14 protein-coding genes and 1 riboswitch are annotated in these 15,871 nt (G+C 36.7%); all 14 genes read right to left on the reverse strand.

Annotated features, from left to right (window positions below):
* Nucleotides 1-77: 77 nt before the first annotated feature.
* A complete protein-coding gene (gene era / locus P3F81_RS07635; protein WP_147669889.1) occupies nt 78-968 on the reverse strand; it encodes a GTPase Era in 891 nt (296 codons plus the stop codon).
* A gap of 73 nt (nt 969-1,041) precedes the next feature.
* Nucleotides 1,042-1,509 (reverse strand): rRNA maturation RNase YbeY, encoded by a 468-nt coding sequence (gene ybeY, locus P3F81_RS07640; protein WP_147669888.1) that lies wholly within the window; start codon nt 1,507-1,509, stop codon nt 1,042-1,044.
* Nucleotides 1,427-3,625 (reverse strand): HD family phosphohydrolase, encoded by a 2,199-nt coding sequence (locus P3F81_RS07645; RefSeq protein ID WP_309320243.1) that lies wholly within the window; start codon nt 3,623-3,625, stop codon nt 1,427-1,429. Before P3F81_RS07645 ends, ybeY begins: the two co-directional genes overlap by 83 nt.
* Before the next feature lie 27 nt (nt 3,626-3,652).
* Nucleotides 3,653-4,615: a PhoH family protein gene (locus P3F81_RS07650; protein WP_309320245.1), complete on the reverse strand. Its 963-nt coding sequence runs from the start codon at nt 4,613-4,615 to the stop codon at nt 3,653-3,655.
* Between the two features lie 15 nt (nt 4,616-4,630).
* Complete coding sequence (yqfD, locus tag P3F81_RS07655; RefSeq protein ID WP_147669887.1) at nt 4,631-5,809, reverse strand: sporulation protein YqfD; 1,179 nt, start codon at nt 5,807-5,809, stop codon at nt 4,631-4,633.
* On the reverse strand, nt 5,799-6,068 hold the full coding sequence (gene yqfC / locus P3F81_RS07660) for a sporulation protein YqfC (protein WP_147669886.1): 270 nt from the start codon (nt 6,066-6,068) through the stop codon (nt 5,799-5,801). The genes yqfD and yqfC overlap by 11 nt, the downstream gene beginning before the upstream one ends.
* A gap of 116 nt (nt 6,069-6,184) precedes the next feature.
* A complete protein-coding gene (locus P3F81_RS07665; protein WP_309320247.1) occupies nt 6,185-7,681 on the reverse strand; it encodes an ATP-binding protein in 1,497 nt (498 codons plus the stop codon).
* 250 nt (nt 7,682-7,931) lie between these two features.
* Nucleotides 7,932-8,144: a cold-shock protein gene (locus P3F81_RS07670; RefSeq protein WP_147669884.1), complete on the reverse strand. Its 213-nt coding sequence runs from the start codon at nt 8,142-8,144 to the stop codon at nt 7,932-7,934.
* Between the two features lie 206 nt (nt 8,145-8,350).
* On the reverse strand, nt 8,351-8,929 hold the full coding sequence (locus tag P3F81_RS07675; RefSeq protein ID WP_147669883.1) for a COG3650 family protein: 579 nt from the start codon (nt 8,927-8,929) through the stop codon (nt 8,351-8,353).
* Between the two features lie 159 nt (nt 8,930-9,088).
* Nucleotides 9,089-9,904, reverse strand: a complete 816-nt coding sequence (gene nifH, locus P3F81_RS07680) for a nitrogenase iron protein (protein ID WP_147669882.1) — start codon at nt 9,902-9,904, stop codon at nt 9,089-9,091.
* A 26-nt stretch (nt 9,905-9,930) separates the two neighbouring features.
* Nucleotides 9,931-11,838 carry a VWA domain-containing protein gene (locus P3F81_RS07685; protein ID WP_147669881.1) on the reverse strand — a complete coding sequence of 636 codons (1,908 nt, stop codon included), beginning with the start codon at nt 11,836-11,838 and terminating at the stop codon, nt 9,931-9,933.
* 24 nt (nt 11,839-11,862) lie between these two features.
* Nucleotides 11,863-12,888 (reverse strand): magnesium chelatase ATPase subunit I, encoded by a 1,026-nt coding sequence (locus P3F81_RS07690; protein WP_147669880.1) that lies wholly within the window; start codon nt 12,886-12,888, stop codon nt 11,863-11,865.
* 149 nt (nt 12,889-13,037) lie between these two features.
* A riboswitch (cobalamin riboswitch) is annotated at nt 13,038-13,214 on the reverse strand.
* A 73-nt stretch (nt 13,215-13,287) separates the two neighbouring features.
* Entirely contained in the window at nt 13,288-14,589 is a 1,302-nt protein-coding gene (locus P3F81_RS07695) for a nitrogenase component 1 (RefSeq protein WP_309320250.1), read from the reverse strand.
* Entirely contained in the window at nt 14,579-15,868 is a 1,290-nt protein-coding gene (locus P3F81_RS07700; RefSeq protein ID WP_147669878.1) for a nitrogenase component 1, read from the reverse strand. The genes P3F81_RS07695 and P3F81_RS07700 overlap by 11 nt, the downstream gene beginning before the upstream one ends.
* Nucleotides 15,869-15,871: the final 3 nt, after the last annotated feature.

Below are 15,871 nucleotides of genomic sequence, written 5' to 3' on the forward strand. Positions count from 1 at the left end.
CTCGTCCTCCTATACGATCATTCTACCATAAGGAAATTCAGATAGCAAAAAGAAAAGGGTGGCAATATCGCCGCCCTTTATTCATATCCTAAACCACGTAATATCCCATCACGATTACGCCAATCTTTTTTCACTTTCACCCATAAATCAAGATATACTTTCGACCCTAACAGATGCTCAATATCAGTTCTGGCAAGAGCCCCAATTTCTTTTAGTAATGCACCACGCGCTCCAATAACAATTCCCTTTTGAGAATCACGTTCAACATAAATCGTCGCCCGAATATAAACATCATCGTTTTCACGTCGTGACATTTCCTCTAAATCTACAGCTATTGCATGTGGAATTTCTTCACGAGTCAAATGTAATACTTTCTCGCGAATAAGTTCTGCTGCTATTAAACGTTCTGGCTGATCCGTAACCATATCATTTGGATAGTATTGCGGGCCTTCTTCTAAATGTTTTTTTATTTCATCCACTAAATAGTCTAAATTTGTATTTTGCTTAGCCGAAATTGGTACAACACCAATAAAATTATACCGATCTGCATATCGAGAAATCGTTGGCAAAATTTGTTGTTTATCTATTTTATCTATTTTGTTCACAACAAGCACAACAGGCTTTTTGGTATTTCTTAATCTTTCCAAAATATACATTTCACCTGCACCTAAATCTTCACTTGCATCCACAACAAATAAAATAACGTCTACTTCTTTTAATGTATTTTCCGCCGCACTCACCATATATTCCCCTAGTTTATGTTTAGGTTTATGAATCCCAGGTGTATCTATAAAAATAATTTGCGCATCTGGCTGTGAAAGTACACAAAGAATTTTATTTCTCGTCGTTTGTGGCTTATCTGACATAATTGCAATTTTCTGCCCAATCAAACTATTAATCAATGTAGATTTTCCTACATTCGGTCTTCCTATTACTGCAACAAATCCTGATTTGTAACCTTTTTCCATAACTCTCTCTCCTTGAACTTCTTGATAAAAAAAACATTTCGAATATTTTTAAATCAATTCTTAATTTATTAAATTATTTGCGTGGTATTCCTAATTCTCCCAACACATACTCTTCTTCTTTTCTCATTTCAATTCTATCTTCTTCTTCAATATGGTCATACCCTAGCAAATGCATCATACCATGCACTGTAAGAAAAGCTAATTCCCGCTCTAAACTATGTCCATATTCCTCAGCTTGCATTTGTGCTGTTTCAACTGAAATAATAATGTCACCAATTAAATTAACTGAAGGACCATCGACAATCTCAGGCTCTTCTCCCTCATTTAATGCAAAAGATAATACATCTGTCGAACATTCTTTATTTCTATATTTTGTATTTAATTCTTTGATATACTCATTGTCCGTTAAAGTAACTCCAACTTCCGCATCTTCTTCAAGTCCGTATAATTCTGCAACTTTATTTAAGACTTTCTTCACGATTTCCTCCATTGCTGCCGTCACTTGAACTTCCTGCGGAAAGTTCTCTAATACTATTTCCATCTTTATCTTTTTTCCTTTCTATCTCCTTAACACTATCCGGATACTCTATTCTAGAATGAAACATACCTGATAAAATTCTAATATATACATCACCAATTATCGTTAAATTCTTTAATGTCAAATCACACTCATCAAATTGTCCATCATTTAAACGCTCGCGGATTACTTTTCGTACCATTGCTTCTACTCTACTTACATTCGGTTTACCAATAGATCGAACAGCTGCCTCACAAGCATCAGCAATCATAATAAGGGCGGCTTCCTTCGTCTGCGGCTTTGGCCCTTCATAACGGAAATCCTTTTCCAACACACACTCGCCATGCTCCGTCTCAGATGCTTTTTTATAAAAAAATGATGCTAACAATGTTCCATGATGCTGTGCTACTATATCAGAAATTACTTTGGGTAGCTTATATTCATGACATAAATCTAGTCCATCTTTAACATGCGAAGTAATAATCAACGTACTTAAAGTAGGCGATAATTTGCTATGCGGATTATCCACACCAAATTGATTTTCCACAAAAAAATAAGGTCTTTTTATTTTTCCTATATCATGATAATATGCTCCAACTCGTACAACCACAGGATCTGCACCAATTTTATCAGCCGCAGCCTCTGCTAAATTTCCGATCAAAACACTGTGATGATATGTACCTGGAGCTTCCAATAGCAGCCTTTGCATCAACGGTTGATTAGATTGCCCAAGTTCTAAAAGTTTAATCGGCGTTGTTATACTAAAAGCATGCTCTAGATAAGGCAATAACCCAGTTGTAATAATCGCTGCAGCAAGCCCGCCAATCGCACCAGTAATACCTTGAGTTAATAATTGATAATCATCAATTTGCATTAACATTCCCATTGAATAGATAATAATAAAATTCGCAGCACCAATCAAAAGTCCTGTTTTTGTTAGGCTATATCCATGTGCCATTTTCGTTACACTATATACTCCTGCCATACTTCCAACTAAAGTAAAAGCTACAGCGCGCAAATCATATTCGACAATTATACCATAAAGCATCGCTAAAACTACACTTACAATCAGCCCAACTCTAGGATTAACCAAGATAGCTGCCAATAAAGCTCCAGCAGCCACTGGTCCAGCTAGATAATAAGAATAATAAGCAAGTTTACCTAAAGATAATGCAATTAATATAATAAGCGCAAGTAAAATTATTTTTTTATCATCTCTATATACATTTTTCTCTAACTTATATAAATAAGCAGCCATAATTGCCACAACAATTAAAATAAAAATCAGCAATCCTACAAATCGACTAACGCTAACTTGCCCACGATATAAGCCAACTTTCTCCATCATGACGATTTGTTGATTTGTAATTACGTCCCCATGTCTTGCAAGAACTTGTCCCTTGCGAATAGTTTCGCGCACGGGCTCAACATTTGCAATCGCAGCTTGCTTTCTATTCTCAGTTTCTTTTTCATTTAAAATCATATTGGGCTTTAATGCATTTTTTAGTAAATCTTCAGCAGCCTCTTTCTCCTCTTGATTCAAAGGAGCAGATTCTAAATCAATTGCTAAATGTTTCTTTACTAAACTAATTTCATCTGCATGAATCCCTCGTTGTAGATATTTGCGTAAAAAGGTAATCGTACTCACTCTTACATTTTCCACGCTATTCATGTCTGCATAAATTAAAAAATTTACAGTATTCTTGTTAACTCCTATACTAATAGCATCCGATAAAGCTTTATGCTTTAAAACTGCTTGTTCATCCGGAAGCATCGTAGAAAAATCTTTTGTATTTACGACGTTTTGCAAAGCATTGAAAATTCCATTTACTTGATCTTCTGATTTTAGAAGTACAGCAACATCCATATCATAGACATCAGCAACACCTTCTAGAACTTCTGATTCGAGCTTCTTGGTCTTTTCTTCGTTTACATAGGATACCGTACGCGGTGCAATAATATCTCGATCGCTTACCGCTCCTTCTTCAACAGCGATTCTTTCCGGGATAACATCTGCAACAACAATAACTAATACTAAGAATAAAAAAGCACCTGCTAGCCAAATACGTTTAAGCATTGGATAAGAATGTAAATCCCCTAATTTATATAGAATCCATTTGAAAGGTTCTTTTATATTCACATCTCCACCGCCTTATTGCTGCGTTTCCTATCTTCTTGCATATTGATCATATGCTCTTATAATCCTTGCAACAACCTCATGCCGAATAACATCACTGTCATCTAACACAACACTTCTGATTCCCTTTACATCCTTTAAAACCTCTTGCGCCTCAGCAAGACCAGATGTGATGTGCTGAGGTAAATCTACCTGTGATAAATCACCAGTGACAACAATTTTCGAACCAAATCCCAGACGAGTTAAAAACATTTTCATTTGCGCAGGCGTCGTATTTTGCGCTTCATCTAAAATAATAAATGCATTTTCTAATGTTCTGCCTCGCATATAAGCCAAAGGAGCAACTTCAATTATGCCTTTTACCAGAAATTTTTGAAAAGTCTCATTACCTAAAATATCATTTAATGCATCATAGATAGGCCTTAAATACGGATCTACTTTCTCTTGCAAATCGCCTGGTAAAAAGCCTAGCTTTTCTCCAGCTTCTACCGCTGGACGCGTTAATATAATTTTCTCAACTGTTTTATTCTTAAGCGCGGAAACTGCCATTGCAACTGCTAAATATGTCTTGCCTGTTCCCGCAGGTCCAATTCCAAAAGTAATCTCATTTTGTTTAATTGCACTTAAGTATACTTTTTGTCCTAATGTTTTAGGCCTGACCTGCCGTCCTTTTGCCGTGATTAGAATATTTTCATTGAATAAATTATGCAGACTATCTTCTTTTCCTTGTAGTACTAAATCAATACTATATCTTACCTCATGCATTGTAAGCGCATGCCCCTGACTAATCAAAAACATTAGCTCTTGAAATATTCTTTCAACTTTACTCACTTCATCTTCCTCACCGCGAATCACGATTTCATCACCACGACTCGTTATCTGACAAGAAAACTTTTTGCAAAATAAATCTATATATTCATCATTTCGGCCTAACAGTGCCAATGCCATCTTTTTTTCTTGAAATGTAATTTTTTTTTCTAAAATCCCCTGCAAAAAAGCAGCCTCCTATCAACTATGCTTACTATGCTTACTAATCTCTTCTTCTGTAATAAACGTAATCTCTACTTCAATCCCATCTTCTACATCCGTTACTTTCACTTCATTATCAATTAACAAAGCATCCTCGGGAATTGAATTTTTGCTCATATTTAAAGCTTCTTTTATCGCTTGTTGTTTGGCTTGATCTATTGATAAGTTTTGCCGATAAGCAATTAACTCATCATAAATATCTATAATAAATTCGACAGCAAAGCCACTATTCCTCCACCATGGAATTTTTTTAACAATTTCTTCTTTTTCAAAAGCTCCAAAAGAGTTTTCATTAAATACTTTAAGAGAATAAAAAAAATCTCCCCATTTCACTGCAAATGAAAAATCCTTTTCCCCGCTCTTTTCATATAAAACTTTGCTAAAATCCGCTTTTCCATGCCCATGATAAGATAGTTTTGCTTTTACGATCCCTTTCGCTTTCATAGTATCGTTATCTGTATGTATATTATTATACGATTCAGCACCTTTTATTAATAAATCGCCTTCTTTTACTATATCACCAACTTTGACCATAGGAACCCCTTGAAAAACTATGCATTCTGTGATGACTCCATCTTTACTAGCAATTAAATCATATGAATTCATCTCTTCTACGATTGGCATTACTTTCTCAACGACCTCAATATCAACTTTTGTTCCCTTTGTATTTATACCTACCCACGCCAGCTCAGGAAACCGAATTAATAATTCTCTTTCAATTGACTTACTTGAAAATTCATCACTATGGGCACCACGTTTCAATCCATACTCTTTTGCAATCTCTAAAATTTGTTCATCACTTACAGCTTTTGTTCCTGTAACTTCAATAAACCAAATATAATTTGACAAAATATATAGACAAACAAAAAAAAGGCATGCGCCAATCATCATCACTTTACGCTTTTTCCAGCGTTTAATTAAAAAAGGCAGTCCAAAATGCTTTAATACCACAATCTTAACACCGCTCTTTTTTACAATTGGTCTTAATTTAAAAAAATCTTCTACACAAAGCCATGCAACTAATCCATCTTCCGTATGACGAACGCCCCATAAATAAACATTATCGTTCATACAAAAATTTATGAATTTTTCTACATATCCATTTTTCACCTTTATACACACAGACCCTTTCCGATAATTCATCAGTCTATGTATCATAATGAATTTCACCAACCTTGCCTTCTACTAAAATCTGTTCTAATTGCAAATTTCCTAGGGCAAGATGCGTGCCTTTTATCACTAAAATTCCATCAACTAAATTAAGTCTTATATATGTAGACGTATATTCAATAATCCCTCGATGATTTTCAATAAGTAATTGTTTATTTCCCAGCATCGTTAAACGAGATAAATCGCCCATAACATCTTCAGGTATCTCAAATGCTTTAACCAGCTTTCGTAAATTATTTCGCCGCATAACACATACACCTGCCTTTACAGATAATCCTATGCCTTCAAAATAAAAAACATACCAACATCCTTAATGAACAAAATATGGTGCACAGTAAAAATCTTCACTGTACACCATACATATCAATGACTTAAGTGTTCTAGATAATCTTCATATTTATAAACCTTTACTGGTGCCGCAAACCTCATATAGTTTGTAGCAGCAATCATTTCTCCGCAATCAAGATTTTTAATTTCGTTGCGTTGCTTTAGAATATCCTTTCGACTCATGGACTCTAATTTGCTTCTATCTGCTTTTGATGCAAGACCCAAAATAAATAAAGTATTTAATTGTGATAAAACTTGATCTGCTAACAATCTAGGCTGCTGATCAATCACGCACATTCCTAAATTAAATTTTCGCGCTTCACTCACAAGCTGTGCAAAAATATTATTATTTGCATGTGATTTTTTCCCTAAAAATCTATGCGCTTCTTCTAATACAATCAATACCGTTTTTGTTTTTTCTCGCTCAACTTCTGTTTTACATGTATAGTAATGCAATAAAGCTTGCGATAATAATGTTGATAATGCATATTCTCCTAAATTCGATATTTCCTTCATTTCAACTAAAACGATATTTCCTGTTTCTAATTTATTGATAATTTCCTTTAAAACATCTTCTTCATAACCATTAATATTTAATTCTTGTTTTAAATTCCAACAAATACTTTTAATTTTACTAATTGTTCTCGACTGAAATTTCTGTCCAGTTTCCTCTTTTAGCGCTTCAATAATATCTTCCACTTCATAATTCAAAATATATTCTAACCATTTGTCTTGCCATACTGTACTTAATTTAAAAAGAGCATCCAGTTGTGGTTCAGTAAAATTCGCACAGGATACGATAGCTTCAATACTAAGCTGTGAATAATCAAGTTTTAATTGCTTTGCATACCCATTGCTCTCACCTGTATGATAAATAAAAACTTTTTCCTTTGCCCTTGGATGCTGAATCAAGGCATTATGATATTCATTATGCACATCAAAAATCAATACACCGTAGTTCCCATTTGTTGCGATCGAACCAGCTAAAACCTTTACTAAATTACTTTTTCCAGATCCCGTTGTTCCAAATACGCCAATATGTTCTCCAATCGTTTTATTTCCATAAATACCAACAGGTAAATCCATAATAGCTCTGCCACTTTTTAATAATCCAATCTCTAAATCACCTTTTAATTCCGCAAGCAATATTGCATCTTCTTTTCTTAAGGCACGAACTTCACAGAAAAAATCAGGGCAAGTCTTTGGATTAAACAAGTCGCCATTTGCATTAGCGTAACACAGTTGCTCTGCCATACCAACTTTAACTGTATGATTTCCGCCAAGATAAAAATCTAATTCTTCTTGATTTTCTGCCTTGCCTTCACCATCAAGCTTACTCATCAAGTAACCAACACCCTTTAAATCTGACCAACGCGACTTTACTTTAAAGTCATACACCCTAATATAGAAAATATCGTCATTCTTACCTTCAACCGCTAAAATATCACCAAAGTCAACATCCTCATCCGGTGCAACAACAAATTCTACATAAGTTCCCTTTGCCAAAGTCAACCTACCTTTATACTCTTGCATTATGCACCACCCTTTCGTAAAAATTTCAACAAAATTCTATCGAATATTTCATATCTTGCGCAAAATAAAAAATAAAATCCACGATTTCTATATTGAAAAATATAGAAATCGTGGATTTTAAAAAACCTCCAATCACAGCTGAACTGTGTCTGGAGGTTTTTTAACCGTTATTTTGAATGTTTTTTCCGTACAAAAATCTACTTAATCGTGGTTTTTCTTTGTTGCGTTCACACATCAATAACATAATGTTCTATGCACTTAGAACATTAACAGCAATAATTTTACTACTATTTTTTGCATCACTTGCAATATCATAAAAAACTTTTTGACCTTCGGCTAAAGATTTAAAGCCTTCTGTTATGATTGCTGAAAAATGTACAAATATATTTTTATTATCGGTATCATTTACAATAACACCAAACCCTTGCTCTGGGCAAAACCATCTTACTGTACCTTTATTCATAAAAACAACCTCCTAATTTTTTCAATTATTCATTCCGTATATAAAAAAACACATATACTCGCCAGCGATTGAATGATCAACAACTGACAAATATATGTGAGTTAAATTGCTACATCTGAATATTTTTATATATTACCACACGAAGCCATGCATGTCAAGCTCTTAATAATTTATTGCCCCAACTTTATACCATAGTATTGTAATTTTTATTTATCACACAAAATTGCTACACCACTTACATCTTTTAAGTCAGTGATTTCATATCCCGAATTCACATCAGTATAAGCACCGTCTTGATAAGCAAGTACTATGTAACGCCCTTTTACGCCGCCACCGAAATTTCTAACGATAATATCCCTATAACCATTTGTCATGCTTTCACTAATAACGATTGGAACATTAACCAAAGTAAATTTTTGTTTGATTGATAATCTGTGTCTTTTTTCCTCTAAAATAAAGGCTGTACTTCCTCCTGAGCCACTAGTATAAGGGCCAACTACTAAAACAAAAATTTCATTATCGCCATCATTATTTAAATCGATATAGTTATAGTAAAAATCTGTTTTTCTCATTATAGAAGGTGGTATATCCAATTCTTTTTTTATTAAATTTTCCATGCGAACATTACGGTTATATTCTGAGTCCATACATTTGATAAACGTATTGTTCCCATTATCAAAATAATGATGATAAGAATAAAAACCATTTGCATAAACATCATGGTTAATAAAATTTGATTGCATCATAAATATGGCTATAATAAAAAACAATATCTTTTTTAACATAAAATCTCCTGCTTTCTCCACTTTACTAACCAAAATTCGCGATAACAATAAAAAAACCTCTACCGTAAATAAAATGTTTTTTAACTTCATATTTTTCTACATACAAAAAGGGAATTACATTTTTATTCGTGTAATTCCCTTTTAATCTAAACTCTATTTTTATTCGTTTCCATACTTCATAACCAAATTCTCTAGCTCTGCAAAAGTTAATGGTGTAGGAACATTTAATTCGTTATTATCGGTAATTTTTTTTGCGAGATTGCGATAGACATCTGCTTGTGCAGAATCTGGTGCCCACTCAATCACCGTCTGACGATTTACCTCAGCTTGATTTACAGATCTATCACGCGGAATAAATTGAATTAACCGCGCATTCAATCTTTGTGCGAACTCTTCTAATAATTCTTTTTCCTGCATTACATTGCGACTATTTCCGATAATTCCGCCCAATCTGACCTTCCCACGCGCAGCAAATTTTTGAATTCCTTTAGCGATATTATTTGCTGCATAAAGAGACATCAATTCCCCCGAGGATACAATGTAAATATCCGTTGCATAGCCTTCACGAATCGGTACTGCGAAACCGCCACAAACAACATCACCCAAAACATCGTATAAAATGATATCCTCTTCCTCAAGTGTCGATAACGACCTAAGCAAATCAAGTGCAACGATAATCCCTCTTCCTGCGCAGCCAACTCCAGGTTCAGGACCGCCTGCCTCAATGCACTTAATTCCATGAAATCCTGTGTGGATGATATCTTCTGCCGCGACTTCTCCCGTTTCACTATCTCTTACCGCATCCAAAACAGTTTGCTTACAAATATGTCCTAATAAAAGACGCGTGGAGTCATTTTTCGGATCGCAGCCAATCTGGCATACTTTTTTTCCCATTTCACTAAAAGCTGCTGAAACATTTGATGCTGTCGTAGATTTCCCGATTCCACCTTTTCCGTAAAATGCAATTTTCTTCATTTTCTTCTCCCCAATATAATCAAAGTCTATCCCGCTGTAATATTGCGAACGATATGTACAATATTTTCCTGTGATAATTGTTTTAAACTAAAATATGTTGCGCCCATTTCACGAGCAAGATTTTTAGCGATACCTAATTTTATAAAATCAGTTTCTGTATCTATCACTACCGATGTTACATTGGATTCACGCAATCGCTCAGCCGTACGCATTGCTTCTTTTACTGCATCTTCACCTGCATTTGCTCTGCCATCAGTAAGCAATACGAGCACCGGCTCTTGTTCCTTATCTTTTTTATTCATTGCAGTCAGTGTCATCAAGGCCGTATCAAGCCCTTCTGCCAAAGGTGTTTTTCCACCTGTCGGCATTTGTTGTAGACACTTTTGCGCTAAATCAACACTGCGTGTAATCGGCAAAAGCACCTCCGCTTTATCACGACGAAATGCAATCATGCCCACTTTATCACGTTTTTGATACGCTTCTTGCAGCATATAAAAAATTGCACCTTTTACGGCTTTCATCCGCGTTCTCGCCCCCATTGAGCCGCTGGCATCAACAAGAAATAGAAAAGTATTGCCAATGCGTTTTTCACGAACTTTTTGTCTAAGGTCTTCCTGCTGAATATTTAATGCGCAGCCATTCTCACTGCGCATCCGTTGAAATGGTGCGGCGGCGCGAATCGTTGCATCAAACGCCAAGTCCTCAATCTTGCCTTTTGGCATTGACGCCCTAACGTATCGCCCTTGTTTTAAATCAGTTCGCGTAGTGCTGCGCTTGCCACTGCCACGGCGAATCATACGATCTTTGCCCATATCTAGCATCATCTTTGGTAATTGAAAAGTTTTATCAATTTCAGCTGTTTGCTCTTCTGGCGCTAGCTGATTTTCCGGATTGTCTGGTGTTTCCTCTGTTTTATCATCTTCTTGCTCAGATTCACTTTCATCATCGTCCTCTTGCCCATCCTCGTCTGCCGACGGTGGTGGTAATTCAGATTCTTCCTGCTCATCATTATTTTCTGTATCATTATTCTCTTCTTGTTCGTTTTGTTCTTGCTCTTCCTGCTCCTGGGGTTGCTGCTGAGGAAGCTGACGCATTCGATGTACCAAAACAAACATCGCTGCTTCATCCATATCCTTAGGCAAGATATACAACCGTTCTTCAAGTGCCGCAATCGCTTTTGCTGCTTCTAATAAATAGATTTCCGCTCGATGACCTGCGCAAAATGATTTTGCACACATTTGCGCTGCTAACTGCATCATCGCTTCTGATACTTCAATTTGCGAAACAATTGCTGTTGCTTTTTTTATTTTCTCTGCTAAGGTTTCTATATCTGTCGCATAACGAGCTTTAAACATTTGACGGTTTTTCTCAAAATCTAAAAGCAATTTTACAATCTGAACCCGTTCCTCAACCTCTATTGCATTTGTCGTTTCCGCATACATGCCAAAGCGATCTAAAATTTGCGCAGACAACGTGCCTTCTTCCGGATTCATTGTTCCAATTACGATATAATTTGCTTCATGCGAAAACGAAATTCCTTCGCGTTCAATTCGATTTATCCCTGCAATATTGGTATCTAAAATCGCCGTTAACAATTCACTGCGCAGTAAATTTACTTCATCAATATAAAGAATATTGTTATTTGCTTTCGCCAGAATTCCCGGTAAAAATTTTCTTTTCCCCTCTTGTATGGCATATTCCAGATCAATATTACCAAACAACATATCTTCCGTAGCATTGAGCGGTAAATCTACACATCGCTTATCACCACTGACTTCACGTATCGAACGTACAAGTGTCGATTTTGCCGTGCCCTTTGGTCCGCCAATTAATATTCCACCCGCTTTTGGATTAACCAGAGCAATCATGAGTCCTTTTTTGACCTGCTCTTGCCCAACAATTGCCGCAAACGGATATGCAGATGGTATCATCATCTTTCTTTCCTCCCACAAAACCATTTACTCTGCAAGTAAAGCTTCAACTTTATCCCAATCCAAGGCACCTTCTTCAAATGGACGACGGCGCATTCTATGCGGCAATACCAATTTTGCCGCATTTTTTATATCTTCAAGTAAGACTTCTTCTCTACCATCAAAAGCAGCCAAGGTCATCGCTGTTTTAATCGTTGTAATATCACTGCGATGGCCATCGACGCCTAATTCTATCGCCATTTTAGCAACTGCAACTAAAAGTTCATCAGAAATCGTTACGTTTGTTAAAATTTTTCTTGCTTGAATAATTTTTGTTGCTAAAGCTTCTTGCTCCTCTTGACAATCTGCAATAAAAGTTTCCGGGGCAGCTTCATAAGCAAGACGTCTTTTGATGACTTCCACCCTTTTTTCCGGTTCATGTTCACCAGTAACAACTACAGATAGTCCAAATCGATCTAACAATTGTGGACGAATATCGCCTTCTTCCGGATTCATTGTCCCAACAAGGACAAATCTCGCCGGATGGGAGTAGGACACCCCTTCACGTTCAACCGTATTAATTCCCATTGCTGCCGCATCTAAAAGAACATCAACGACATGATCATCAAGTAGATTAATTTCATCAACATAAAGAATATTGCGATTCGCTTGGGCAAGAATCCCGGCTTCAAATTTCTTTTCTCCATGTTTAATCGCATGTTCAATGTCAAGTGTCCCAACCACGCGATCTTCCGTTGCACTTACCGGCAATTCCACCACGCGCATTTTTACCGCATGATGACTTGCTAATTTATGTTCTTGCTGTTTCTTCTGGCAAGCTTCACAAAGCAAATTCGCTTCACTTGGATCACAGTGGAATTGACATCCATCAACAACTTCCATCGCCGGTAAAAGTTCTGCCAAAGCTCTGACCGCAGTTGATTTTGCCGTTCCTTTTTCCCCTTTAATTAAAACACCACCCAATGATGGATTAATGACATTTAAAATTAAAGATAATTTCATTTCTTCCTGTCCAACGATAGCTGTAAACGGATATACTACTTTTCTTTTCATGTTTTTACTCCTTCAATTTAAACTATGCTCATACAAAAAAGCCTTTTCGCAAAAGCAAAAAGGCGTTAAATTCCATATCTATACCTACAAATGCATATAGCATTGTATAGTTACAGTATCTTTCACCTTCCTATCGCTCGTAGGATTTCATGGCAAAATGAAGCTAGGCAGTTCTTCTGACTCTGTATCATCGCTTCTCCACGCCTTCCCAGAATATATCCAGTGACATCTTTGTGGAGTTACTCCCCATTACAGCGGCGGGACCGTACCGGTTTTTCACCGATTTCCCTATTAAGCCTTTCGGCACCTATCTTCTCAATATGAATTTGTCGAAATGATTGCATCGTTTTCCACCATACACTATATAGTGGTCATACAGTCAAGATTTTTTAATGTTTTTTATTTTTCAACTTTTGCCGGATGTAAGTAAGCAATCACATGAAACACTTCTATCACTTCCGCCATAAAGTGCTTCCATCCCAAAACACCTGCATAGGGACGTTCTGCAACAGGAACACCTTGCATTGGCATAAGAAAATTTTTAAAAATCATCCGATCATATTGCCCAACTTCCAGTCTAGTTTGCCAGTCCCCAAGGACAAGCGAAATACCTGCTTCTTCAACAGATAAAGTATCTTGTTTTACCTGCCATGCCCTAACGCCTTGAATCATTGGATATTCTGCTTTATTCGGGCCTTCTATTTTGAGATAAATATCATTAAATTCAGGGAACTCTGTTTTTAGTGCTTCTACGATTCCATAAGCAACTCCGTAAGGAAGCGTTAAATATACGTCGCCAAAGCCAAAGTTTTTATAATCCGCTTTGAGCTGAAAAATTGCTTGATCCAGCTTTTCTTGATTGATGTCGATTTCTGTTTCTAGTTTTTCTGTACAGATATTGATCTGTAATTTTTCTGCAATCCGATTTAACCAGGCAATGGAACATTGCATTCCATAAGGTGTAGGCGCAATAAGGTAATCTTGCCCCCATTCTTCTGCTAACCGTTTTGCCGCTTCAACTCCAAGTTCCGGAGATAAAACAATATTGCAAGCAGCCAATGGCAATTGCATCATCTCAGCTAGAGAAGTTTCATCTGCACCAAGGCAAACACCAACTTCAATCCCACAGGATATAAGCATTCGCTTGATTTCAGCTAAATCCCCTTGCCAATTTGGATAGTTATTGCACCAGCCAAAAAGATTTACGCGATTTTTCCGCACAACTTCTTTTTTAACTTTTACCTTTGCAGTAACTAAGTCAAGAATTTTATCTAATGCTTCCTGATACCCTTCCCAAAATTCTCCCTTAAGTCCGCCTGCATCAACCGCAATAATCTCACAAGCTAAATTAGCTCTATGACAAATCCCCTGAATGTCATCACCGATTAAGCTGACTGAGCAGCTGTTGATGACTGCAATCATTTTAGGATTACATTCTTTTTTTACTTCTTCTAACCCCAGCAAAAGCGCATCATCTGCGCCGTACAACAAATCGATTTCCTTTACTTCACTACAAAAGATTCTTCGCTCATATTTTTTCTCGACTCTTGCCATCTCGCGTTCGGCAATCGTTGCACACCAACGAGGCCCGTTTATCAAAATCGCACAATCTTTTAGACTCAAAAAAAATGAGGCTGCGCCCGCCATTTCACAACGACTTTTGCACGGCAGCCACCGCTGCAATTTCTGATTAGTATTCATATAGAATCCTCCTGCCGTGTCCATGAATTGCCATAGATACTTTATTTAGCAGATTTTCTAGACCCCAAATGCCAACTTGTTGAATTGAGATAGACAACTGATGGGGAAGATCAATTAAATCTGTCGTCGTTAAAACAAAGTCCACTTGCTCTGCCAGCGTTTTTATCTCTTCTTCTGTATAGCAGGGAATATCCGTTAGCTCCATGATTCGCTTGCGTTGCTCTGCTTTTTCTTTACTCGTTAAATCATTATGTAAAACTACCGCTTTAAGTTCTGCACCCACAGCTGATAACGTTTCTAAATGAAACTTCGGATCAAAATAACGGCTTGCATACCCAATGACAAAAATGTAACTTTTTCCCGACAAAACTTCGCGTTTTTTTTGTAAAAACTTTTCCAGACGTGTATTTTCTATTTTCCAGGCTTGTTTAGCTTCTGCTTCGCACGCTAAAACTTCTCCGATTTTTTCAAACCATACTTTCGTTTCTGCCATCCCTTTAGGATAGTTCCCCGTATAACACTTCGTTTGATAACGCTCAGCCAACACTCTTGCATATTCTTGCATCTTGGGATAATATTCACGCGCAATTCCTACCGACAAAATTAAATCCGCTTTGGGAATCATCGCAAATTCCTCTTTTGTCATCGTATTGGGCGGAAATAAAATACGTGTAAATCCAAAATACTGAAGCAGTCGTTTTATTTCACGAACATTATTTTCATTGCCTGCTCCACTATTTTCACCAATGATAACGGCAAGCTTTTCTTTTTTCTCTCGGTCTTTCGGCTTAATTGTTGCAAAGCGTTCCAGCAAAGTTTCTAGCATCTTGATGTTATGTTCCGTATAATGCTTACTCATAAAGCCGGCACCCGACACAACAATAATCGGTAACTTTGTCTTTTCCTCGACATCCTTGCATACCGCTTCGACATCATCGCCAATTACACCGGCTGTGCATCCGGGAACAACAATGATATATTGCACATTCTCCATTTGTGAAATATCCAGCAAGCATTGGCGAAGAATCCTTTCTCCGCCAAAGATAGCTTCTTTATCCGATATGCCAGTTACAAACAGATTGTTTTTCTCCGGCAGCATTGCTAAAGGATCACGCAGCAGTCCGCGCCGTTTTATACTCCAATAATTACGCAAAGCTAAATGAGAGCAAGCTTTTGGTGTATGAAACACTACCACTGCACCAGGATTACAAGAAACAGATATGTAGGCATTTCCCAAATTACAGTAAACGAGATTTTTTCGTTCTGATTGCCGAATCATTCC

Source organism: Selenobaculum gibii (assembly GCF_030273445.1).
GTDB lineage: Bacteria > Bacillota > Negativicutes > ICN-92133 > ICN-92133 > Selenobaculum > Selenobaculum gibii.

What these genes read in the sequence shown, in the direction of transcription:
- era (WP_147669889.1), bottom strand. Translation starts at nt 968, where the DNA reads ATGGAAAAAGGTTACAAATCAGGATTTGTTGCAGTAATAGGAAGACCG.
- ybeY (WP_147669888.1), bottom strand. Translation starts at nt 1,509, where the DNA reads ATGGAAATAGTATTAGAGAACTTTCCGCAGGAAGTTCAAGTGACGGCA.
- yqfD (WP_147669887.1), bottom strand. Translation starts at nt 5,809, where the DNA reads ATGATACATAGACTGATGAATTATCGGAAAGGGTCTGTGTGTATAAAG.
- yqfC (WP_147669886.1), bottom strand. Translation starts at nt 6,068, where the DNA reads ATGCGGCGAAATAATTTACGAAAGCTGGTTAAAGCATTTGAGATACCT.
- P3F81_RS07665 (WP_309320247.1), bottom strand. Translation starts at nt 7,681, where the DNA reads ATGCAAGAGTATAAAGGTAGGTTGACTTTGGCAAAGGGAACTTATGTA.
- P3F81_RS07670 (WP_147669884.1), bottom strand. Translation starts at nt 8,144, where the DNA reads ATGAATAAAGGTACAGTAAGATGGTTTTGCCCAGAGCAAGGGTTTGGT.
- P3F81_RS07675 (WP_147669883.1), bottom strand. Translation starts at nt 8,929, where the DNA reads ATGTTAAAAAAGATATTGTTTTTTATTATAGCCATATTTATGATGCAA.
- nifH (WP_147669882.1), bottom strand. Translation starts at nt 9,904, where the DNA reads ATGAAGAAAATTGCATTTTACGGAAAAGGTGGAATCGGGAAATCTACG.
- P3F81_RS07685 (WP_147669881.1), bottom strand. Translation starts at nt 11,838, where the DNA reads ATGATGATACCATCTGCATATCCGTTTGCGGCAATTGTTGGGCAAGAG.
- P3F81_RS07690 (WP_147669880.1), bottom strand. Translation starts at nt 12,888, where the DNA reads ATGAAAAGAAAAGTAGTATATCCGTTTACAGCTATCGTTGGACAGGAA.
- P3F81_RS07695 (WP_309320250.1), bottom strand. Translation starts at nt 14,589, where the DNA reads ATGAATACTAATCAGAAATTGCAGCGGTGGCTGCCGTGCAAAAGTCGT.
- P3F81_RS07700 (WP_147669878.1), bottom strand. Translation starts at nt 15,868, where the DNA reads ATGATTCGGCAATCAGAACGAAAAAATCTCGTTTACTGTAATTTGGGA.